Genomic DNA, 17,110 nt, shown 5'->3' with positions numbered 1-17,110 from the left:
TCAAAAACCACACAGTGATTCTTTCATCTTGATTGTTTTCAAGACAGAAATCACGGTGTGGTTTGATTTTGAGGCTAGTTTTTGCCCGGCCTCTTCTTGTTTGATGATTAGCTTCCTTGGAGAAGGAGGTATTTTTTGAGTTGCTTGACTACGATGTAGGTCGTTGGGATTAAGACTATTACGCTACCAATCCAAGCGGCTGGATTAGCTGCAGCTACTCCAGCAAAACCAAAATACCGTAAACCGATCAAGGCGACCACGACCCGCATGATCAACTCCATAATACCAGCCAAGGTTGGAGCAAAGCTTTTGCCAAGCCCCTGGATAAAACCTCTCAACACAAAGAGAATGGCTAGAATCCAGTAGCATAAGCCATTAATGACGTAATAAGAGAATGCCATCTGGTAGATTGCTTCTGAGCCATTAGGCAGGAAGAGAGCCGAAAAGAATCGATTCCCTATGAGAAGAATGGCTGCAAATAACAAGGACCAGGCAACGGATAAGGCAACCGTTTTTTTGACCCCTTCAAAGATACGACCATAAAGCTTGGCGCCATAATTTTGAGCGGCAAAAGTGGAAATCGCCTGCCCGAGATTGATCATAGGTAACATGGCTAATTGATCCGTCCGACTGGCGATGGATTGGGCCGCAATGGCCGCCGTCCCAAGCTGGTTAAGGGCGTACTGCAAGGTCATAGTCCCAATTGCAATGATAGATGCTTGAAATCCCATCGGTAAGCCCAATTGAAGATGCTTCTGATATTCTTCCTTTGAAAGTAAGCTCCAATCACTTTTAGCCAATTGCAGTTGAGGAACCCTTTTTTTAATGTGCCAAAACAAGAAGATAACAGAGAGAATCTGAGCAAGAATGGTTGCTACACCAGCCCCAAAGACTCCCATTTTAAAATTCAAGATAAAGATAAAATCTAAGGCCACGTTGAGGATGACAGCCGCGATCAGGGCAAACAGAGGCGTTCGACTATCCCCCAAAGCTCGGATGCTATTGGACAAATAGTTATAAAGAATCGTTGCCAACATCCCACCCAGAATGGCCCGCAAGAATTGTGTTGATTGTTCGAGTAATTCCTGGGGTGTTTGCATCAATTCCAAGAGACTTCCTAAAAAAACTTGAGACAGGACAGTTAGAACCAGACCAATGGCCATTGACAGGACTAGCCCCGTAGCAAAGGATCGCTTAATATTGACCTCGTCTTTAGCCCCATAACGCTGCGCCAAAATCACTGAAAATCCTCCAGTCAGCCCCTGGGCAAAGCCGAGGATGAAAAAAACAATGCTACCTGTCGATCCAACAGCTGCAAAGGCTTTTTCTCCCAAAGTATGCCCAACAATCATGCTATCTGCAAAATTGTAGAACAACTGAAAAATACTACCAATCACCAGTGGCAAGGCAAAGGTAAGAATCACCTTAATCGGTTTTCCTACTGTCAAATCTTGCATCTTATTCTCCTAAATTTCATTATTATTAGCAAAGATTAGCATATCTTAATTAGGCCATTCTGTCAATGGAATCACAAAAACATTTCGCATGATTTGGATGATTTAAATGCAAGTCTTATGCTTTTAGAGATACTCTTACAGATTATTACATTATATACGAAAGAAACACCATAAAACTCTCTAACTAGAGACATAAATTTTATGGTGTTCAATCTTGATAAATGCAATTAAAACTAACTTTATTAGTTTATTAAAATATAATCTAAACCAACTAACTTAGCCCATGTAATAATCTGATCACTGGTTAAGTTAAGTGAAACTACCGTATGGTGGCCACCACCCGCTTCAATCCAAGCTTTAACACCTTCTTGGAAGTTAGGCTTCACTTCCCAAAGCACACGCGCTACTGGAAGATTTGGTGCTTCAACAGTTGGCTCAAAGGCTGTCACTTCATTGATCAAAAGTTTAAACTCAGTGCCAAAGTCAGCCATTGATACAACGACACCGTCACCTGCTTTACCGTCAAAGACAAGACGCGCTGGATCTGCTTTGCCACCGATACCCAGTGGCGATACCAAGATTTTTGGCTTGTTTTTCGCAAGACTTGGGTCTACTTCAAGCATATGTGACTGCAAGATAGCTTCTTTGCCAAGCCCCATCTCATAGGTATAGTCTTCCATGAAACCAGTGTTTTGGTTATGAGACATGATTTTCATGAAGCGATCAAGCGCTGCAGTTTTCCAATCCCCTTCTCCAGCAAACCCATAACCATCAGCCATCAAGCGTTGCACCGCAAGACCTGGCAATTGTTCCAAACCGTATAGGTCTTGGAAGTTACTTGAGAAGGCTGTGTAGCCACCTTCATCTAAGAAACGTTTTAAGGCAATTTCATATTTTGCCTGTTCCTTAACATGATGCTCCCAAGTTTCTTTGTCATAGTCTGCGTAGTCAAACTCATACAACTCTTCGTAGGTTGCAAACAAGTCGTTAACTTCTTCGTCTGTCACAGCATTGACGACTTCAACCAAATCACCGACTGCATAGTAATCCACAGTCCAGCCAAATTTGATTTGAGCTTCAACTTTGTCACCATCTGTTACAGCCACATCACGCATGTTGTCCCCAAACCGCGCAACTTTGATATTAAACCCTTCATTGTAGGCAACAGCAACATCCATCCAAGCACCGATGTCTTTTTGGACAGACTCATTTTGCCAATAACCAACGATAATTTTGTTGTTTTTCTTGAGGCGAGCATTGATAAAGCCATATTCACGGTCACCGTGAGCCGCTTGATTCAAGTTCATGAAGTCCATATCGATGGTTGCCCACGGAATTGATTCATTGTATTGGGTTGCCAAGTGAAGCAACGGCTTTTGAAGCAGATTCGTGCCACGGATCCACATTTTAGCTGGTGAGAAGGTATGCATCCATGTAATAACACCAGCTACATCATCACGGTAGTTTACTTCCTTCATAAGCTTCGTGATGACATCTGCTGAAACGGCTAATTCTTCTTGGAATTCAACAGGATAAGGCAAATGCCCTGACTTGTTAAGCACATCAGCCATTTCACGACCGTGTTTACGCACTTCTTCTAGCGCTTCCTCCCCATAGAGGTGTTGGGAACCGATGACAAACCAAAAAACGTTCTTATCTGACATGTTGTATTTCTCCTTTTTTGAGATGATTCTCATTTTTATGTTTACGATTATTTTTGACCGTAGTAGGCGTTCTTACCGTGCTTACGGAGGTAGTGCTTATCCAAGACATATTGTGGCAGTTCAGGGGCAAATGGATTAAGCATGCGCGTATAGTAATTCATTTTGCACACTTCTTCTAGGACAACGGCATGCATGACAGCGTCAGCTGCATCTTTCCCCCAAGTGAAGGGGCCATGTCCTTGTAGCAAGATACCTGGAATGGCCACCGGATCAAGACCACGTTTTTCAAAAGTCTCAACGATAACATTTCCCGTCTCATGCTCATAACCCGCATCTAATTCTTCTTTGCTTAAAAATCGGGCGCAGGGTACCGTTCCATAAAAAGTGTCAGCATGAGTTGTACCCATGGCAGGAACATCTTGACCAGACTGGGCCCAGCTGGCTGCCCATGGCGAATGGGTATGGACGATACCGCCAATGCTGTCATAGGTCTTGTACAAGACTGCATGTGTCGGCATGTCAGATGATGGGCGTAGTTTACCTTCAATGACATTTCCATCAAAGTCACAGACCACCATATCATCGGCAGTCATAATATCATAGTCAACACCAGATGGCTTGATGACAAACAATCCTGATTCACGATCGACGGCACTGACATTTCCCCAAGTGTACTTAATCAAGTCGCGCTTAGGGAGTTCAAGATTGGCCTGAAATACGGCTTCTTTTAATGCTTCTAACATGGTTCCTCCTATTTGATCAGGTCAACAGCTAATTTTTCCAGCTCTAAACCTGGTTTGTAACGCTCCATAAATTGCTTGAAACCACCAATATCATCTGCTTCTGGAGCGATGGCTTCTGTTGCGGCTGTCGCAAATACTTTCGTTTCCAAATACTCTGCCAACGAAAGGTCGGAGTGGTTGAGGTAATCGGCCAAGAGAGCAATTCCCCACGCTCCTCCTTCTCCAGCTGTTTCCATCACAGAAACGGGTGTTTCAATAGCTGAGGCCAAGAGACGCTGAGCCACTTCTGGTGTTTTAAAGATGCCACCATGGCCTAAAATACGGTCAATATGGATGTTTTCTTTTTGGGTTAAGATATCCATCCCTAAGGACAGGGTCGCAAAGGCTGATAAGATATGGCTACGCATCAAGTTAGCCACTGTCAAACGGCTTTCTGGCGTGCGAACTAACATCGGACGGCCTTCGTCGATGCCAGTAATGCTTTCTCCTGAATAGTAACCGATGCTCAAGAGTTCCCCACAGTCTTTTTCACCTTTCAATGCTTCTTTAAAGAGCAATGAATAAGCAGCATCCATAGACAAGTCTTGACCTGCTAATCGACTAAATTCATGGAAAAGTTTCACCCAAGCGTTGATGTCTGAACTACAGTTATTGGCGTGAACCATGGCGACAGTATCGCCAACTGGTGTCGTTACCACATCAATTTCAGGGTATCGGCTTTTGAGGTCCTCTTCTAAAACAATCATGGCAAATATGGAGGTTCCAGCAGAAACATTCCCAGTTCTAGGGGCAATACTGTTGGTTGCGACCATTCCTGTTCCAGCATCGCCTTCCGGTGGACAGAGTGGAATCCCAGCCTCTAAGTGACCTGATGGGTCAAGAAGTTTCGCCCCTTTTTCTGTTAATCGACCAGCTGATTGACCAGCGCTTAAAACACTAGGCAAAACTTGCTCTAAAGACCATGAGAAAACTTTCGGTGCAACCAATTCATTAAAGCTTTGAACATAGTCTTGACGGTAGTCCGCTGTCTTAGGATCAATTGGAAACATCCCAGAAGCATCCCCAACCCCTAATACTTTTTCACCCGTCAATTGCCAATGAACATATCCCGCAAGCGTTGTCAAGAAATGCAACTCTGGAAGATGCTTTTCTTCGTTTAAGATAGCTTGATAAAGATGGGCAATGCTCCAGCGTTCTGGAATATTGAAATCTAGCCGCTCACTTAAGGCCTCCGCTGCCTGTCCAGTCATGGTATTGCGCCAAGTGCGAAACGGTACCAATAACTGATCGTCTTTGTCAAACGCCATGTAACCATGCATCATAGCACTAATGCCCAGACTACCAACCTTAGTCAAGGATGTTTCATATTTTTCCTGAACATCTGCCACCAAGTCGGCATAAGCGTCTTGGATTCCTGTCCAAATGGCATCTAAGTCATAAGTCCAAACCCCATCTACCAACTGGTTCTCCCATTCATGGCTCCCAGAAGCAATCGGCAATTGACGGCTATCAATCAACACAGCCTTAATCCGCGTTGACCCAAATTCAATCCCAAGAGCTGTTTGGCCACTGAGAATATCTTGTTTTTCTTGAAGCATGACAACCTCCTGTAATCGTTTTCTAATCTATCCTTATTTTACCAGGTATGTCCAGACATGTAAAGATGTAACTCGATAAATGTATGGACATTCTAGGGTTGTACCTCTCTTATTATAGGCTATCCAGATAAGCGACATCTTCTGGTTCAATCGTAAAGTCGACTTGACCATTTTGCAGGATGTATTCCTCATGGACAGATTTTGGCAAGGGGAGAATATTTTTCTCCAATAGGTAACGAATACAGATCTGAGGGATTGATTTCCCATATTTATCTGCCATCTTCTGAATCCCTTCATCACCGAGTAAACGCCCTGTCGCAATCGGAGAATAGCCTTCCACCAAGATATTATGTTTTTCACAAAAAGCCAGTACCTCTGGATTAGTATTGCCGATATGGTAAATGATCTGGTTAACCATTGGTGTAATCCGCGCTTTTTCAAGCAGATGTTCCAAATCGTCAACGCTAAAGTTAGACACACCAATCGCACGGAGTTTTCCAGCTTCGTAGGCATCTTCTAAAGCGCGCCACATTTCTGCATTTTCGTCATAATAGTGGTTAATGATAGGACGTTCATGCATTTCACTCCACGGACGAGGAGCATGAATCAACATCAAATCAATGTAATCCACTCCGAGTTGCTCTAAACTCTCATCAATGGCACGAACAGACTCCTCATAGGATTTCCATTCCGCAGGAATTTTTGATGTGATAAAGACCTCTTTGCGGGCGAGACCGCTATCTTTAATACCCCGACCGACTTCTTCTTGGTTGCCATACACATAAGCAGTATCCACATGGTAATATCCGTTTTCAAGAGCAAATTTGGTAGCACGGTAGGCATCATTAGGCGCAGACTGCCAAGTTCCAAGGCCCACTTTGTGGATTTCTACACCGTTTGCTAAGGTAAAGGTTTCTTTTAAAATAGACATGAGGTCTCCTCTTTCATTATTGTTCGATCTGTACGGTCACCACAGACATCGGTGGCACTGTTAAGCTCACTGTCTCATCCGTTGTTGATACACCGTCAAAGGATTGAATGGTAATCGTCTCTGGATGATCAAAATCGTTATGAGCATCCATGGTCTCTGCGGTAATATAGCGTGCATCCACTACTTTGCCAGAGTATGCCCCTGAAAAGTCTAAGGTCTTTTCTTCATCCAAGGAGAAGTTACATACAGAAATAGAGACAAGGCCATTTTTCTTAGAAACAGTATATGAGACAGTGTCATCGGTTTCCCCATACGAGGAAACTAACTCTGCCTCTTGATGGACTTTATACAGATCAAAAACGTGATAACTTGGTGTTTTCACCATTTGATCCCCTTCTGTCAGGATCATGGATTGCAAAACGTTAACAGTTTGGGCAATGTTAGCCATGTGAACACGCTCAGCGTGTTTATGGAAAATATTGAGCGTCACTGCAGCTACCATCGCATCACGAATCGTGTTTTGCTGGTAAAGGAAGCCAGGGTTCGTTCCTGGTTCAACCGCCAACCATGAGCCCCACTCATCGACAATAAGGCCAACCCGTTTTTCAGGATCGTATTTGTCCATGATAGTGCTGTGCTTGGTAATGAGCTCATCCATCTTTTGAGCGCTCTTGATGAGAGACCACCAGTGCTCTTCTTTAAAGCCAGTGGCAGGGCCTTTATCCAACCACTCACCCGTCAAGGCATAGTGGTGCAAGCTGATGCCATCCATAAATGGTGCAGCGATTTGCATGACCTTATCCATCCAGTTGTAATCATCAATATTTGGCCCACAAGCAATTTTGTAAATCTTTTCAGTACCATATTGGCGAACATAAGTCTGATAGCGTCTGTATTCATCCGCATAATACTCGGGACGCATGTTTCCACCACATCCCCAGCTTTCGTTACCCACACCAAAGAACTTGACAGACCACGGCTCTTCTTGGCCATTTTCACGACGAAGGTTAGCCATAGGAGACTCACCTCCCATGGTCATGTATTCAACCCATTCTTGCATTTCTTGAACGGTGCCACTACCAACGTTACCGTTGACATAAACCTCACAGCCGAGTTGCTTGGTTAGCTCGAAAAATTCATGGGTCCCAAAATGGTTATTTTCTGTGACGCCACCCCAGTGGGTGTTGACGATTTTTTTACGATTTTCTTTAGGGCCGATCCCGTCTTTCCAGTGGTACTCGTCTGCAAAACAACCACCCGGCCATCTAAGAACCGGAATTTGAATATTTTTCAAGGCTTCAACCACATCAATGCGCATGCCATTGACATTAGGAATAGACGAGTCTTCGCCCACATAGAGACCTTCGTAAATGCAACGGCCAAGATGTTCCGCGAAATGGCCATAGATGTATTTTGAAATTTTTGGACCTTGTTGGTCGGTCAATGTTACTTTCATGTTTGCTCCTTTTTAAATGTCACACCAACTGATTTTCGCTAGTTGTGAGTGGCCAAACGATTTAGTTAACTGCCAAGCGGATCACATTCCAAGACAATGGTTCTAATTGTAGAGCGACACTATCTTCTGAAACTTCATAATGGTCTGAGTCAACAGGTTTAACATTGTTTGACGCTAATGTGTTAACTGCTTTAATATCATGTCCTGCAATTTGAGTAAAGGCTGTAACACCTGTTACATCAAGGCCAAGGCTGTCGATGGTAAAGACCATTTCCTCTCTTGAGCGGTTTACTGCAAAGACAGTGACTTCCGTTTCATCTTCATTGAGGACTGCAATAGATTCCAGATATGGAATAGCATCGTAGTTACCAGCACTATAGGAATCGGTTTGGATGAGTGGTGTCAACACAGTACCACGCCCGTATTTAGCAGCCTGCATGAACGGGTAAAAAATGGTCTGACGCCATGCTGGACTGTCATTGTCGTTTTCTTCTGTAAAGATCGGCGCAATAACATTAACCAACTGAGCCAAACAAGCGATTTTAATCCGATCGGCGTGTTTCAGAAGCGTGATTAACAGAGTCCCCAAAACGAGTGTGTCTTCAAAGTTGTAATGATCTTCCAACTGTGGTGGGGCAATCAACCAAGGCTTGATGGTCTTGTCAAACTCATTAGAGTGGTACCAAATGTTCCATTCGTCAAAGGAAAGGTTCATTTGTTTTTGACTATGCTTTTTAGCCTTGATAGCATCACACATAGCAGTTACACCCTTAATAAACGCATCCATGTCAAGAGAGCAAGCCAGATACTCTTCTAAGTTGTTGGCAGGGTTGCCGTAATACTGGTGAAGAGACAGGTAATCCACATAATCATAGGTATGGTCTAAAACGGTTAATTCCCAGTCCCCAAAGGTCGGCATTTGGCTATTTGAACTACCACAGGCGACCAGTTCAATGGAATCATCTACCAACTTCATCGCTTTAGCAGTTTCACTCGCTGCACGACCGTATTCTTCAGCTGTTTTATGGCCGATTTGCCATGGACCATCCATCTCATTTCCGATACACCAGGTTTTAATGGCAAACGGTTCTTGACGACCATTGGCAATGCGTCGGTCACTCCATTCTGTCCCACTTGGGAAATTACAGTATTCGACGAGTTGTCTGGCTTCGTCAATCCCACGCGTTCCCATGTTGACCGCCATATTGACCTCTGCTCCGACTTCTTCCGCCCAATCAAAGAATTCATGGATGCCGACTTCGTTGGTCTCGATCGCTCGCCAAGCTAAATCTGTACGTCTAGGACGCTTGTCTTTAGGCCCAACACCGTCTTCCCAGTTATAGCCAGACAAGAAGTTACCACCTGGATAACGGACCAGAGTGACTCCTAATTCTTTGACCAATTCTTTGACGTCGTTACGGAACCCATTGGCATCACTCGACGCATGATCTGGTTGGTAAATCCCTCCATAAACTGCTCGTCCCATGTGCTCAATGAAAGAGCCGTAAATCCGTTTATCCACTTGTGAAATTTGCATGTCTTTCACAAGTTTTAAAGATGCTTTTTGCATATCTGCTCCTTTCCTTATGTTAATCGTTTTTTTCCGATAACAACAAAACCGTCCTCATTCAGACCAGCCAAGCATGGTGTCATCACACCATTTTCTAGCTCCTGCCAGAAAAGAAGTCTGTACCCTTCCCAAACATATTCATCATCTGTAACAGCTATCAGATCTTGTTCCCTAAGAAAAACCAGTTCACTTTGTTTTAAGTCACTGTCAGCTTCAAAACGGATAAGTTCCCATTCTCCTTCTAAATCATTAACGAATTGCGGTTGACCACCATCATAAAGCAATGGCGAAATAACAGGCCATCCATTGGACAACCATTTCAATTCCCTGACGTTTAAGAAGAACTGATCTGAAAAAGTTTTTCGTCTAGCATGATGTACGACAAATAATCGACCATCAGAGCGTTTTAAAATGGAATTGTGACCCGGTGCGTAAACTGGCAATTGGTCCTCAAACTGGAAACTACCCAAGAGTTTCACCCCATTCAAGAGCGGATCAATCTCTAAATCGTTCATGTCTTGTCCCTTGATGTCCAAATAAGGGCCATCTACATCGCGAGAGCGTGCCACACGGATATGGTAGGTATTGCTCAAGGAATCATAGGAGCTAAAGAGGTAGAAATGATCCGTTTCTGGATGGTAGTAAACAAAGCAACCTTCTATGGCTGTATCGACACTCTTAGGTCGCGCTGCTATCCGTTTGCCAAATCCCTCTTGACTCGGTTTCCCAGTTTTTTTATCAATCGGTAGAATGTAAATCCCTCCGAAGAAAGACCCGTAAACCATCCACTGCTCACCATCACGGTCTGTTACGATGTTAGCATCAATCGCATTATGCGTGCAAAGATCTGGACTTGTCTTGACCACGACACCCTGATCTATAAAAGGTCCCGTAGGTGAGGTAGCCGTAGCAAGTCCTATATAAGAGGTAGTGCTGCCAAAGGTCGATGCCGAATAATACATGCGATACTCCCCTTGGTAATTGATAATTTCTGGAGCCCACAACCCGACAGCCTTGCTCCAGGCTTTGGCAACCTCTGGTACACCCTCAAGCGCACTTGTCACAAATTCCCAATTCACCAAATCATTGGATTTCCTAATCGGAACCCCTGATGTTTCAGGTTGTTTGGTATCTGTTGAAATCAGATAGAAGACACCGTCAGCTTCGATAATCGTCGGGTCATGAACACCGAATTCCAGTTGACTTTCTTTTACCATAATCTTATCTCTTTCTCTCTTGCTCAAGAAATGCTATTTTCTCTTTTTCCGACTATTTGGAAGGACTCCGAAAAGACTTATCAATAGAGCACCTAAACTTGTTGTTAGACGAGATTGATCCCCTGTTTTTGGTAAATATTTTGACGAGGTGGTTAGGTTAAGAAGCATTTCACCATCTGTCTCTATTCTTTGTGGGAGGCTTAAGACCTCTGAGTCTTTTACAACTTCTGACACCACTTCAGATTGACCGCTATGAGAGACCTTTGGTTCTCCAATTGTTCCCTGACTAATATGGTTGGGAATTAAAGGTTTAACAAAGTAAATCACATCACCCTTAGGTGTTTCTTGAGGAGTTGGCTCTCCCTCTGGTTTATCAATGGTTTCAGGAAGCCCAAGTTCGTCCTCTTCTGTATCATCAACAGGCTCTTTGACTTCGTAATCCTTACTCCCCCAAAAAACCGTATTATCATCACCAACCAGAGCAAAAACAAGCTTCACTTGACTAGACTTTTCAGCATATTGAAGCGCGAATTGACCTTTATAGACATGACCATCCGCACTTGTGAGGTTAAGGCGATAAAGACCATCTTGAGATACAGATGTCCAAATTCCTGTGAATCCTCCTGAGACTGTACCGTCCTCATGTAAAGTGACAGAAGCTTTTGGAATCGCACGACCACTGCTATCTGTTCCGTGATTGACAAATTCATACTCGCCCGTCAACCCATTATCAGAAGTCAAGGTAAGCGCTTTTTCTTTTTCGTAAAATTCATACGGCAAGGCTACCGGCCAGCCTTCTTCTGTCATGACCATGCGATGCACTCTCACTTCATGATACTCGCTACCTTGATCAAATCGGGTATGGTACACGAGGTACCAGTCACCATTTTCATCAATGAAGGCTGAGTTATGTCCTGGAGACATATAGGCCGCATCAAAATCATTAAAGTTATAATTCCCCATCACCTTGAGACCGTAGGCCGTATTAATGGGTTCAGGCGTCCAGCCAGTGTACTGAGGATTATTCCCTTGCGTGTCTACATACAACCCGTCTACTGTTTTAGAGCGGAACAAGCGCATGTTATAACCACCCTCACGGGTCAAGCCACCATAGGTAATAAAGAGATAATAATAGTCCGTATTAGCGTCATAAACAATGTATGGGGCTTCACCCGATTGGTGCCATCCACCCAGCAAGTGAGTGCCGAAATAACGGTCAATCCGTCGTCCATCAGGCGTTTTACCATCGACACCAGGGTAAATCGCTTTACCAGTCGCTGGATCAAGTTCTAAAAGATAGATACCCCCAGACCACGATCCATAGGACATGTATAGGCGATTATCCTTATCGAAAAAGACATTGGCATCGATCGCATTTGGCGCATAGTCATTATCATAAGTATGACCGTTGTCACGGTTCCACTTTTCATTGAACCCTTCTACAATAACACCTTTATTGATCAATTCGTCAATATGGGTATTGGTATAATGAATGTTGCGACTGCTACCATCCGTTGCATTTTCTTTGGTAAAACCTGAATAAATCAGTGTATCTTTAAAGTCGTAAGGACCTTCTACTGACTTAGACACTGCATAACCAATGACAGAACGTCTCCATGTCGAAGATGAGGAGAAATAATACATGTAGGCCCCAGTCGTTCCGTCTTCCCACTGATAAGAAGGGTTCCAAAGTACATCTGGTGCCCAGACAGAATATCTGCCCCCAGCAGTGTCCGCATCATCATAGCCTGCCCACTCAAAGACTGACGCTAAGTTCTCGTTCAGATCTCCCAAAACACTAGACGGATTTTCATATTCCCTTGTAAAAAGTGGCGTCCAGTTCTGTAAGTCATCTGACTTAGCTTGGGCTAAGTGAGAGCCAAAGACATAGTAAGTTCCTGTCTTTTCATCGTAAAAAATAGATGGATCGTGAACAGACACGCGACTAAAAGCTTCTTTCTCTTCTTCAGGTACTACAGCTTGCCTAGTAGAAACAGGTGTTGCAACCACTGATTCCGGATTCTCTGTATCTGCTTTTAACACTTCTTCTTTTGCAGAATCAGTCTGAACAACAACCTCAGGAGCAACTCCAGCCTGTACATCATTTGAGAGTGATTCAGATTCATCAGGAAGTGTTGAATCTCCAGATTCCGTTTCGGAAGATACATTATCTTTACTAGATAATGTATCCTCACCGGTGTTGTTAGATAACTGTTCATCATTAGTTAGTGTCGTAGGCTCTAATAATGTTGTTGAGATATCAAATGGTCCTGATTCATCAGCTGATACAACAGGAGCTACTGAAAGTAATAAAATTGTCCCTAATAGTACGCTGCAAACGCCCAAATAGCTTTTTCTAACTGAGTACCGTTGACGACTATTGCTAAATGCAAATGGATTATGTTTCATCTGATTTTCCTTTACTACTTATTTAACTATGACAGAATTGCAATTACTTAGAACCCGTATTCACAATAGGGATACTAAGCTAATTAGGCTAGTTTTTGTCCAAATGAGAACAATTTTTTGTAGGAATAATGACCGTATTTCCAGAACATCTGATAGTGAGTAAGCTAAAATTAGCCCATTCTAGTCAGTGTTTCTATTGTGAATACAGGTTCTTATTTATTTTCGATTAGGCCTCACCAGGTTCCCCAAAAACAGGGAAACCATTCTCATCCCAAGTGAAGACTTGAGCGTTGGCATGGCGGTTTGGATTGTCCAAAGGATCGCCTTCTTTGTTCTTTTCTGGACGAGCATGGAAGACAATCACATCTTCAGTATCATCTTCATTGCGTGTAAAGGAGTTATGGCCTGGACCATAGAGGCTATTTTTCTCCGACGATACAAAGACTGGCTTGTCCAGTTTGTTCCAAGAATAGCCATCTAAAAGATCATCGCCAACATTAGCCCACAACAAGCCTACGGCATAATTTTCGTCTGTTGCACTGACAGAAAAGGTCACAAAGACTTTGCCATTACGGATAATTGCTGCTGGTGCTTCATTGACCATAAAGCCGATTTTTTCCCAATCGTATTCAGGAATGGTCAAGACCGTTTGCTTACCTTCTAATGTCCATGGGTTCGCCATTTTTGAAATGTAAAGGTTAGAGTTCCCAGGAATTCTTGGATCCAACTGTGCCCAAATGTAATATAACTCGTCTTCTAATTCAAAAACAGTCGCATCAATACTAAAACTTTCAAACTGGGTTTTGATTTGGCCTTTCTCCACCCAGTTACCTGTCATTGGATCAGTATTGCTGTTTTCAATGACAAACATTCTATGGTGCTTGTGTTGGTTACGCTCCACAGCATGATCGCTCGCTGCGAAGTAGATATACCACTTCCCTTGAAGGAAATGAATCTCAGGCGCCCAGACCAGCTCACTGAGCGGACCTGTTTCATGAGCTTCCCAAACGGTCACGATTTCAGCGTTATCGCCTAAATCATTCAGTGTTTTCGCACGTCTTAGTTCGATGGATTGGTAGCCAGGTACTGATCCTGTGAAATAATAATACCCATCTGTGTGTTTGTAAACCCAAGGATCTGCTCGCTCCAATACGATTGGGTTTTTGTAAATGCCGTTTAGACTCATTTTTCTTTCTCCTCTATCATAAATAAGGGAATACCCTTGTCAGAAATACCTGTGAAAGTCATCACCTGTTTTTCTTGCCGTTCATCCCAATTTGAGACAAACTTCCCTCGATAGGTGACTCCTTCAATCTTAATACTAGAATCTTCTGTGATGTTATCTGATGCTAGTTGCCATTCTCCCGATAAATCACCTGCTAACTTCCCATTTTTGTTCAATTGAACAGACTGGGGTTCTATAAAATCTGCCGTAATGTCTTTATTAAACGCAAGCAAGCGATAAGAACTGGCCACTTGATTGATTTGATACTGATCAATAGCCTCGCCACTATATCTTAATGGTGCTAACACTGGCCATCCGTCTTCTGTAAAATACATTTGATGAACCCTGACTTCATGCATTTCCCCAGCATTTAAAAACCGAGTATGGAAAATGGCATAGTAGTTACCAGTCTCTTCATCATAATAAGTGGAATTATGTCCTGGAGACAGATAACCTGCATTTGTTAATCCATCGTCCGCTTCATAGCTAAAATTACCAATCAGTTTGACCCCGTAGTCTTGAATACTAAAATCATCAAACACAGTTCCAGCAGCGCCTTTTACAGAATCCATGAGATTGCCTTCCATGTCTTCATAGGGACCATTTGGTGTTTTAGAGCGTGCTACTCTTATTTGATAACCACCATCTGCTGTTAAACCGCCAAAGGAGATGAAGAGGTAATAATAACCTGTATCCTTATTGTATTGGATATAAGGCGCTTCGATTCGACTATGATTACCACCAAGCAGGTGTTTTCCATATCCCTGGCCTTCTTGTGGTAATCCAGTTGCCTCATCCAGCTCAAGAATAAAGATACCGCCCGAATAAGACCCATAGACCATCCATAGTTTCTCACCATTGTCATAGAAAACATGAGGATCTATGACATTAGGATGCTTGGTAGCATCATAGGTTTGGCCAAACTGTGGGCTGGTGCCAGAATAAAGGAAGGACTCGATCTTCTTGAAAGGACCATCAACAGCATCTGCTACAGCAACGCCCAAGACGGACAAGGGGGAGTCTCCCACACACAGACAATAGTATAAATAATACTTACCATTTTTTAGCTGCACAAGGTCACTTGCCCATAAGGTGGTTGTTTTAGCATAAGCAAATTCTTCTTTTAATTCTTCTCGAATATCTTCAAACAACATATCTGTTGAGACAGAATCTGCTAATTGTTCCCATTTGATTAAATCCGCTGACTTTGCCAACATAGCATGGGAGCCCACGATATAGAACTCATCGTCGCTTTTGATGATTGAAGGGTCATGTACACTGACGTTTTCAAACTGTGGGTCCTGAAGTTGCTGTCTCACTGGTTCTACTTGGTTTTTACAACCAGCTAGTAAACACATGGTTAAACATAAGAAAGCTAATCGTTTTTTAGTCAAGAACTCCCCATCCTTTCTTGGCGTAATCTATTTTAAGAACTCTATGAATCGTAAAAATAAACAGAACAATCGAGAACAAGCTTATCAGAGGATAGGAAATAGATAAAATGAAGAAGGTAATGAGGCTCAGCACAATAATCAAAGATGATTTTAAAAATACTAAGGGACTTAAAACAATAAACTTGAAATAAGACAAATCGATTTTCTTTTCAACTGTCATCAAATAAGAACTATTGAGAATCATGATTAGGAGATAGAAAATAATCAAGGTCGTTGGAATCATGAAGCCTGCTCTGAGAATATCCACACCTCTAATTAGAAACCACTCCAATATAAAAACGATTAATAGAACAGTTGGCACAACTAAAATTAATTTATGATGTTTGAAGGCTAAAGAAAAACTCTTGAAAAACTGTTTCGTGATTTCAAAATAACTGTAGTCAGTTTTAAAATACATTCTATCTTTTATAACATCCATAGTGGCAACTGTACTCGGAATAAGACCAAAAATTCCCAGTCCAATAATACACCCAAAGATCCATAAGATATTCAAAAGGATGAATAAGACTGCAATATGAAGCCACTCCATTAATCTATTCCATACCATAATGTTAACCTTTCATACCAGATAAGGCGATAGATTCAATAATTTGTTTTTGGAAAATCACGAATACTATCAACACTGGCAGCAATGACACAACAGATGCCGCCATGATCAATGGATAGTCCGTTTGAATCGCATAGGCCGCATTCAAGTTTGCAATAACAACTTGCAAGGTTTGTTTTTCTGGAGTATTGAGGTAAATCAATGGTGCAAGGTAATCATTCCATACTCCCATGAACCACAAGATAAACTGCGCAGCGACTGCTGGTCGAATCAATGGGAAAATGAGTTGAAAGAATATTTTGGAATAACTAGCACCGTCAATCTTGGCCGCTTCTACTACCGAATCAGGTATATTAGATAGATATTGTCTCAAGAAGAAAATCATCGTGATATTCCCAAACAAACCAGGTATAATCAAAGGAAGCAAGGTATCAACCCATCCGATTTTTGAGAACATCATGAACTGCGGAATCATGACAACTGGATAAGGAACCATCAATGCACCTAAAAGCACGATAAATAGCAAGTTTTTAAATGGGAGTCTTAATTTTGCAAACGCAAAGGCCGCCATACTAGATGTTATTGTACCAACTATGGTGACAGTCAAGGAAACAATAACCGTATTCTTGATACCAGATATCAAGGTATCAAGTTCGAGGAGTCGTTGATAGGCATCCCACTTGATAGGGTTAGGAATCCATTGAGGTGGCAATTGAAAAACTCCCGCCTTATCTTTTAAAGATGTCGAAACCATCCATAATAGCGGACCAACCATAACAATTGAGCCAATTAGTAAAATAATCACAATTAGGACATTTGAAAGTTTTATTCGCTTCATT

The 17,110-nt window shown here is 42.5% G+C and carries 13 protein-coding genes; all 13 read right to left on the bottom strand.

All coding sequences use genetic code 11. From position 1 onward, the window contains the following. Positions 1-107 precede the first annotated feature (107 nt). Entirely contained in the window at positions 108-1,457 is a 1,350-nt protein-coding gene (locus ABID29_RS09910; protein WP_354365991.1) for an MATE family efflux transporter, read from the bottom strand. Between the two features lie 242 nt (positions 1,458-1,699). Beyond that, a complete protein-coding gene (araA, locus tag ABID29_RS09905) occupies positions 1,700-3,121 on the bottom strand; it encodes an L-arabinose isomerase (RefSeq protein ID WP_354365990.1) in 1,422 nt (473 codons plus the stop codon). 47 nt (positions 3,122-3,168) lie between these two features. Then, positions 3,169-3,864 carry an L-ribulose-5-phosphate 4-epimerase gene (locus ABID29_RS09900; protein WP_354365989.1) on the bottom strand — a complete coding sequence of 232 codons (696 nt, stop codon included), beginning with the start codon at positions 3,862-3,864 and terminating at the stop codon, positions 3,169-3,171. A gap of 8 nt (positions 3,865-3,872) precedes the next feature. Further along, on the bottom strand, positions 3,873-5,462 hold the full coding sequence (locus ABID29_RS09895; protein WP_354365988.1) for a xylulokinase: 1,590 nt from the start codon (positions 5,460-5,462) through the stop codon (positions 3,873-3,875). 112 nt (positions 5,463-5,574) lie between these two features. After that, positions 5,575-6,393 carry an aldo/keto reductase gene (locus ABID29_RS09890; RefSeq protein ID WP_354365987.1) on the bottom strand — a complete coding sequence of 273 codons (819 nt, stop codon included), beginning with the start codon at positions 6,391-6,393 and terminating at the stop codon, positions 5,575-5,577. A gap of 16 nt (positions 6,394-6,409) precedes the next feature. Beyond that, positions 6,410-7,849 (bottom strand): alpha-N-arabinofuranosidase, encoded by a 1,440-nt coding sequence (locus ABID29_RS09885; RefSeq protein ID WP_354365986.1) that lies wholly within the window; start codon positions 7,847-7,849, stop codon positions 6,410-6,412. Between the two features lie 61 nt (positions 7,850-7,910). Next, entirely contained in the window at positions 7,911-9,419 is a 1,509-nt protein-coding gene (arfA, locus tag ABID29_RS09880; protein WP_354365985.1) for an arabinosylfuranosidase ArfA, read from the bottom strand. A 14-nt stretch (positions 9,420-9,433) separates the two neighbouring features. Beyond that, positions 9,434-10,636 (bottom strand): arabinan endo-1,5-alpha-L-arabinosidase, encoded by a 1,203-nt coding sequence (locus tag ABID29_RS09875; RefSeq protein ID WP_354365984.1) that lies wholly within the window; start codon positions 10,634-10,636, stop codon positions 9,434-9,436. A gap of 33 nt (positions 10,637-10,669) precedes the next feature. Next, entirely contained in the window at positions 10,670-13,045 is a 2,376-nt protein-coding gene (locus ABID29_RS09870) for a family 43 glycosylhydrolase (protein WP_354365983.1), read from the bottom strand. A gap of 226 nt (positions 13,046-13,271) precedes the next feature. After that, positions 13,272-14,231 carry a glycoside hydrolase family 43 protein gene (locus tag ABID29_RS09865; protein ID WP_354365982.1) on the bottom strand — a complete coding sequence of 320 codons (960 nt, stop codon included), beginning with the start codon at positions 14,229-14,231 and terminating at the stop codon, positions 13,272-13,274. Then, a complete protein-coding gene (locus ABID29_RS09860; protein ID WP_354365981.1) occupies positions 14,228-15,664 on the bottom strand; it encodes a glycoside hydrolase family 43 protein in 1,437 nt (478 codons plus the stop codon). Before ABID29_RS09860 ends, ABID29_RS09865 begins: the two co-directional genes overlap by 4 nt. After that, on the bottom strand, positions 15,657-16,271 hold the full coding sequence (locus ABID29_RS09855; RefSeq protein ID WP_354365980.1) for a DUF624 domain-containing protein: 615 nt from the start codon (positions 16,269-16,271) through the stop codon (positions 15,657-15,659). Before ABID29_RS09855 ends, ABID29_RS09860 begins: the two co-directional genes overlap by 8 nt. 4 nt (positions 16,272-16,275) lie before the next feature. Beyond that, a complete protein-coding gene (locus ABID29_RS09850) occupies positions 16,276-17,109 on the bottom strand; it encodes a carbohydrate ABC transporter permease (protein WP_354365979.1) in 834 nt (277 codons plus the stop codon). Position 17,110 lies beyond the last annotated feature (1 nt).

It is taken from the genome of Streptococcus rupicaprae, from assembly GCF_040545225.1.
GTDB classification, from domain to species: Bacteria; Bacillota; Bacilli; order Lactobacillales; family Streptococcaceae; genus Streptococcus; species Streptococcus rupicaprae.
This window is presented reverse-complemented; position numbering and strand designations above follow the sequence as displayed.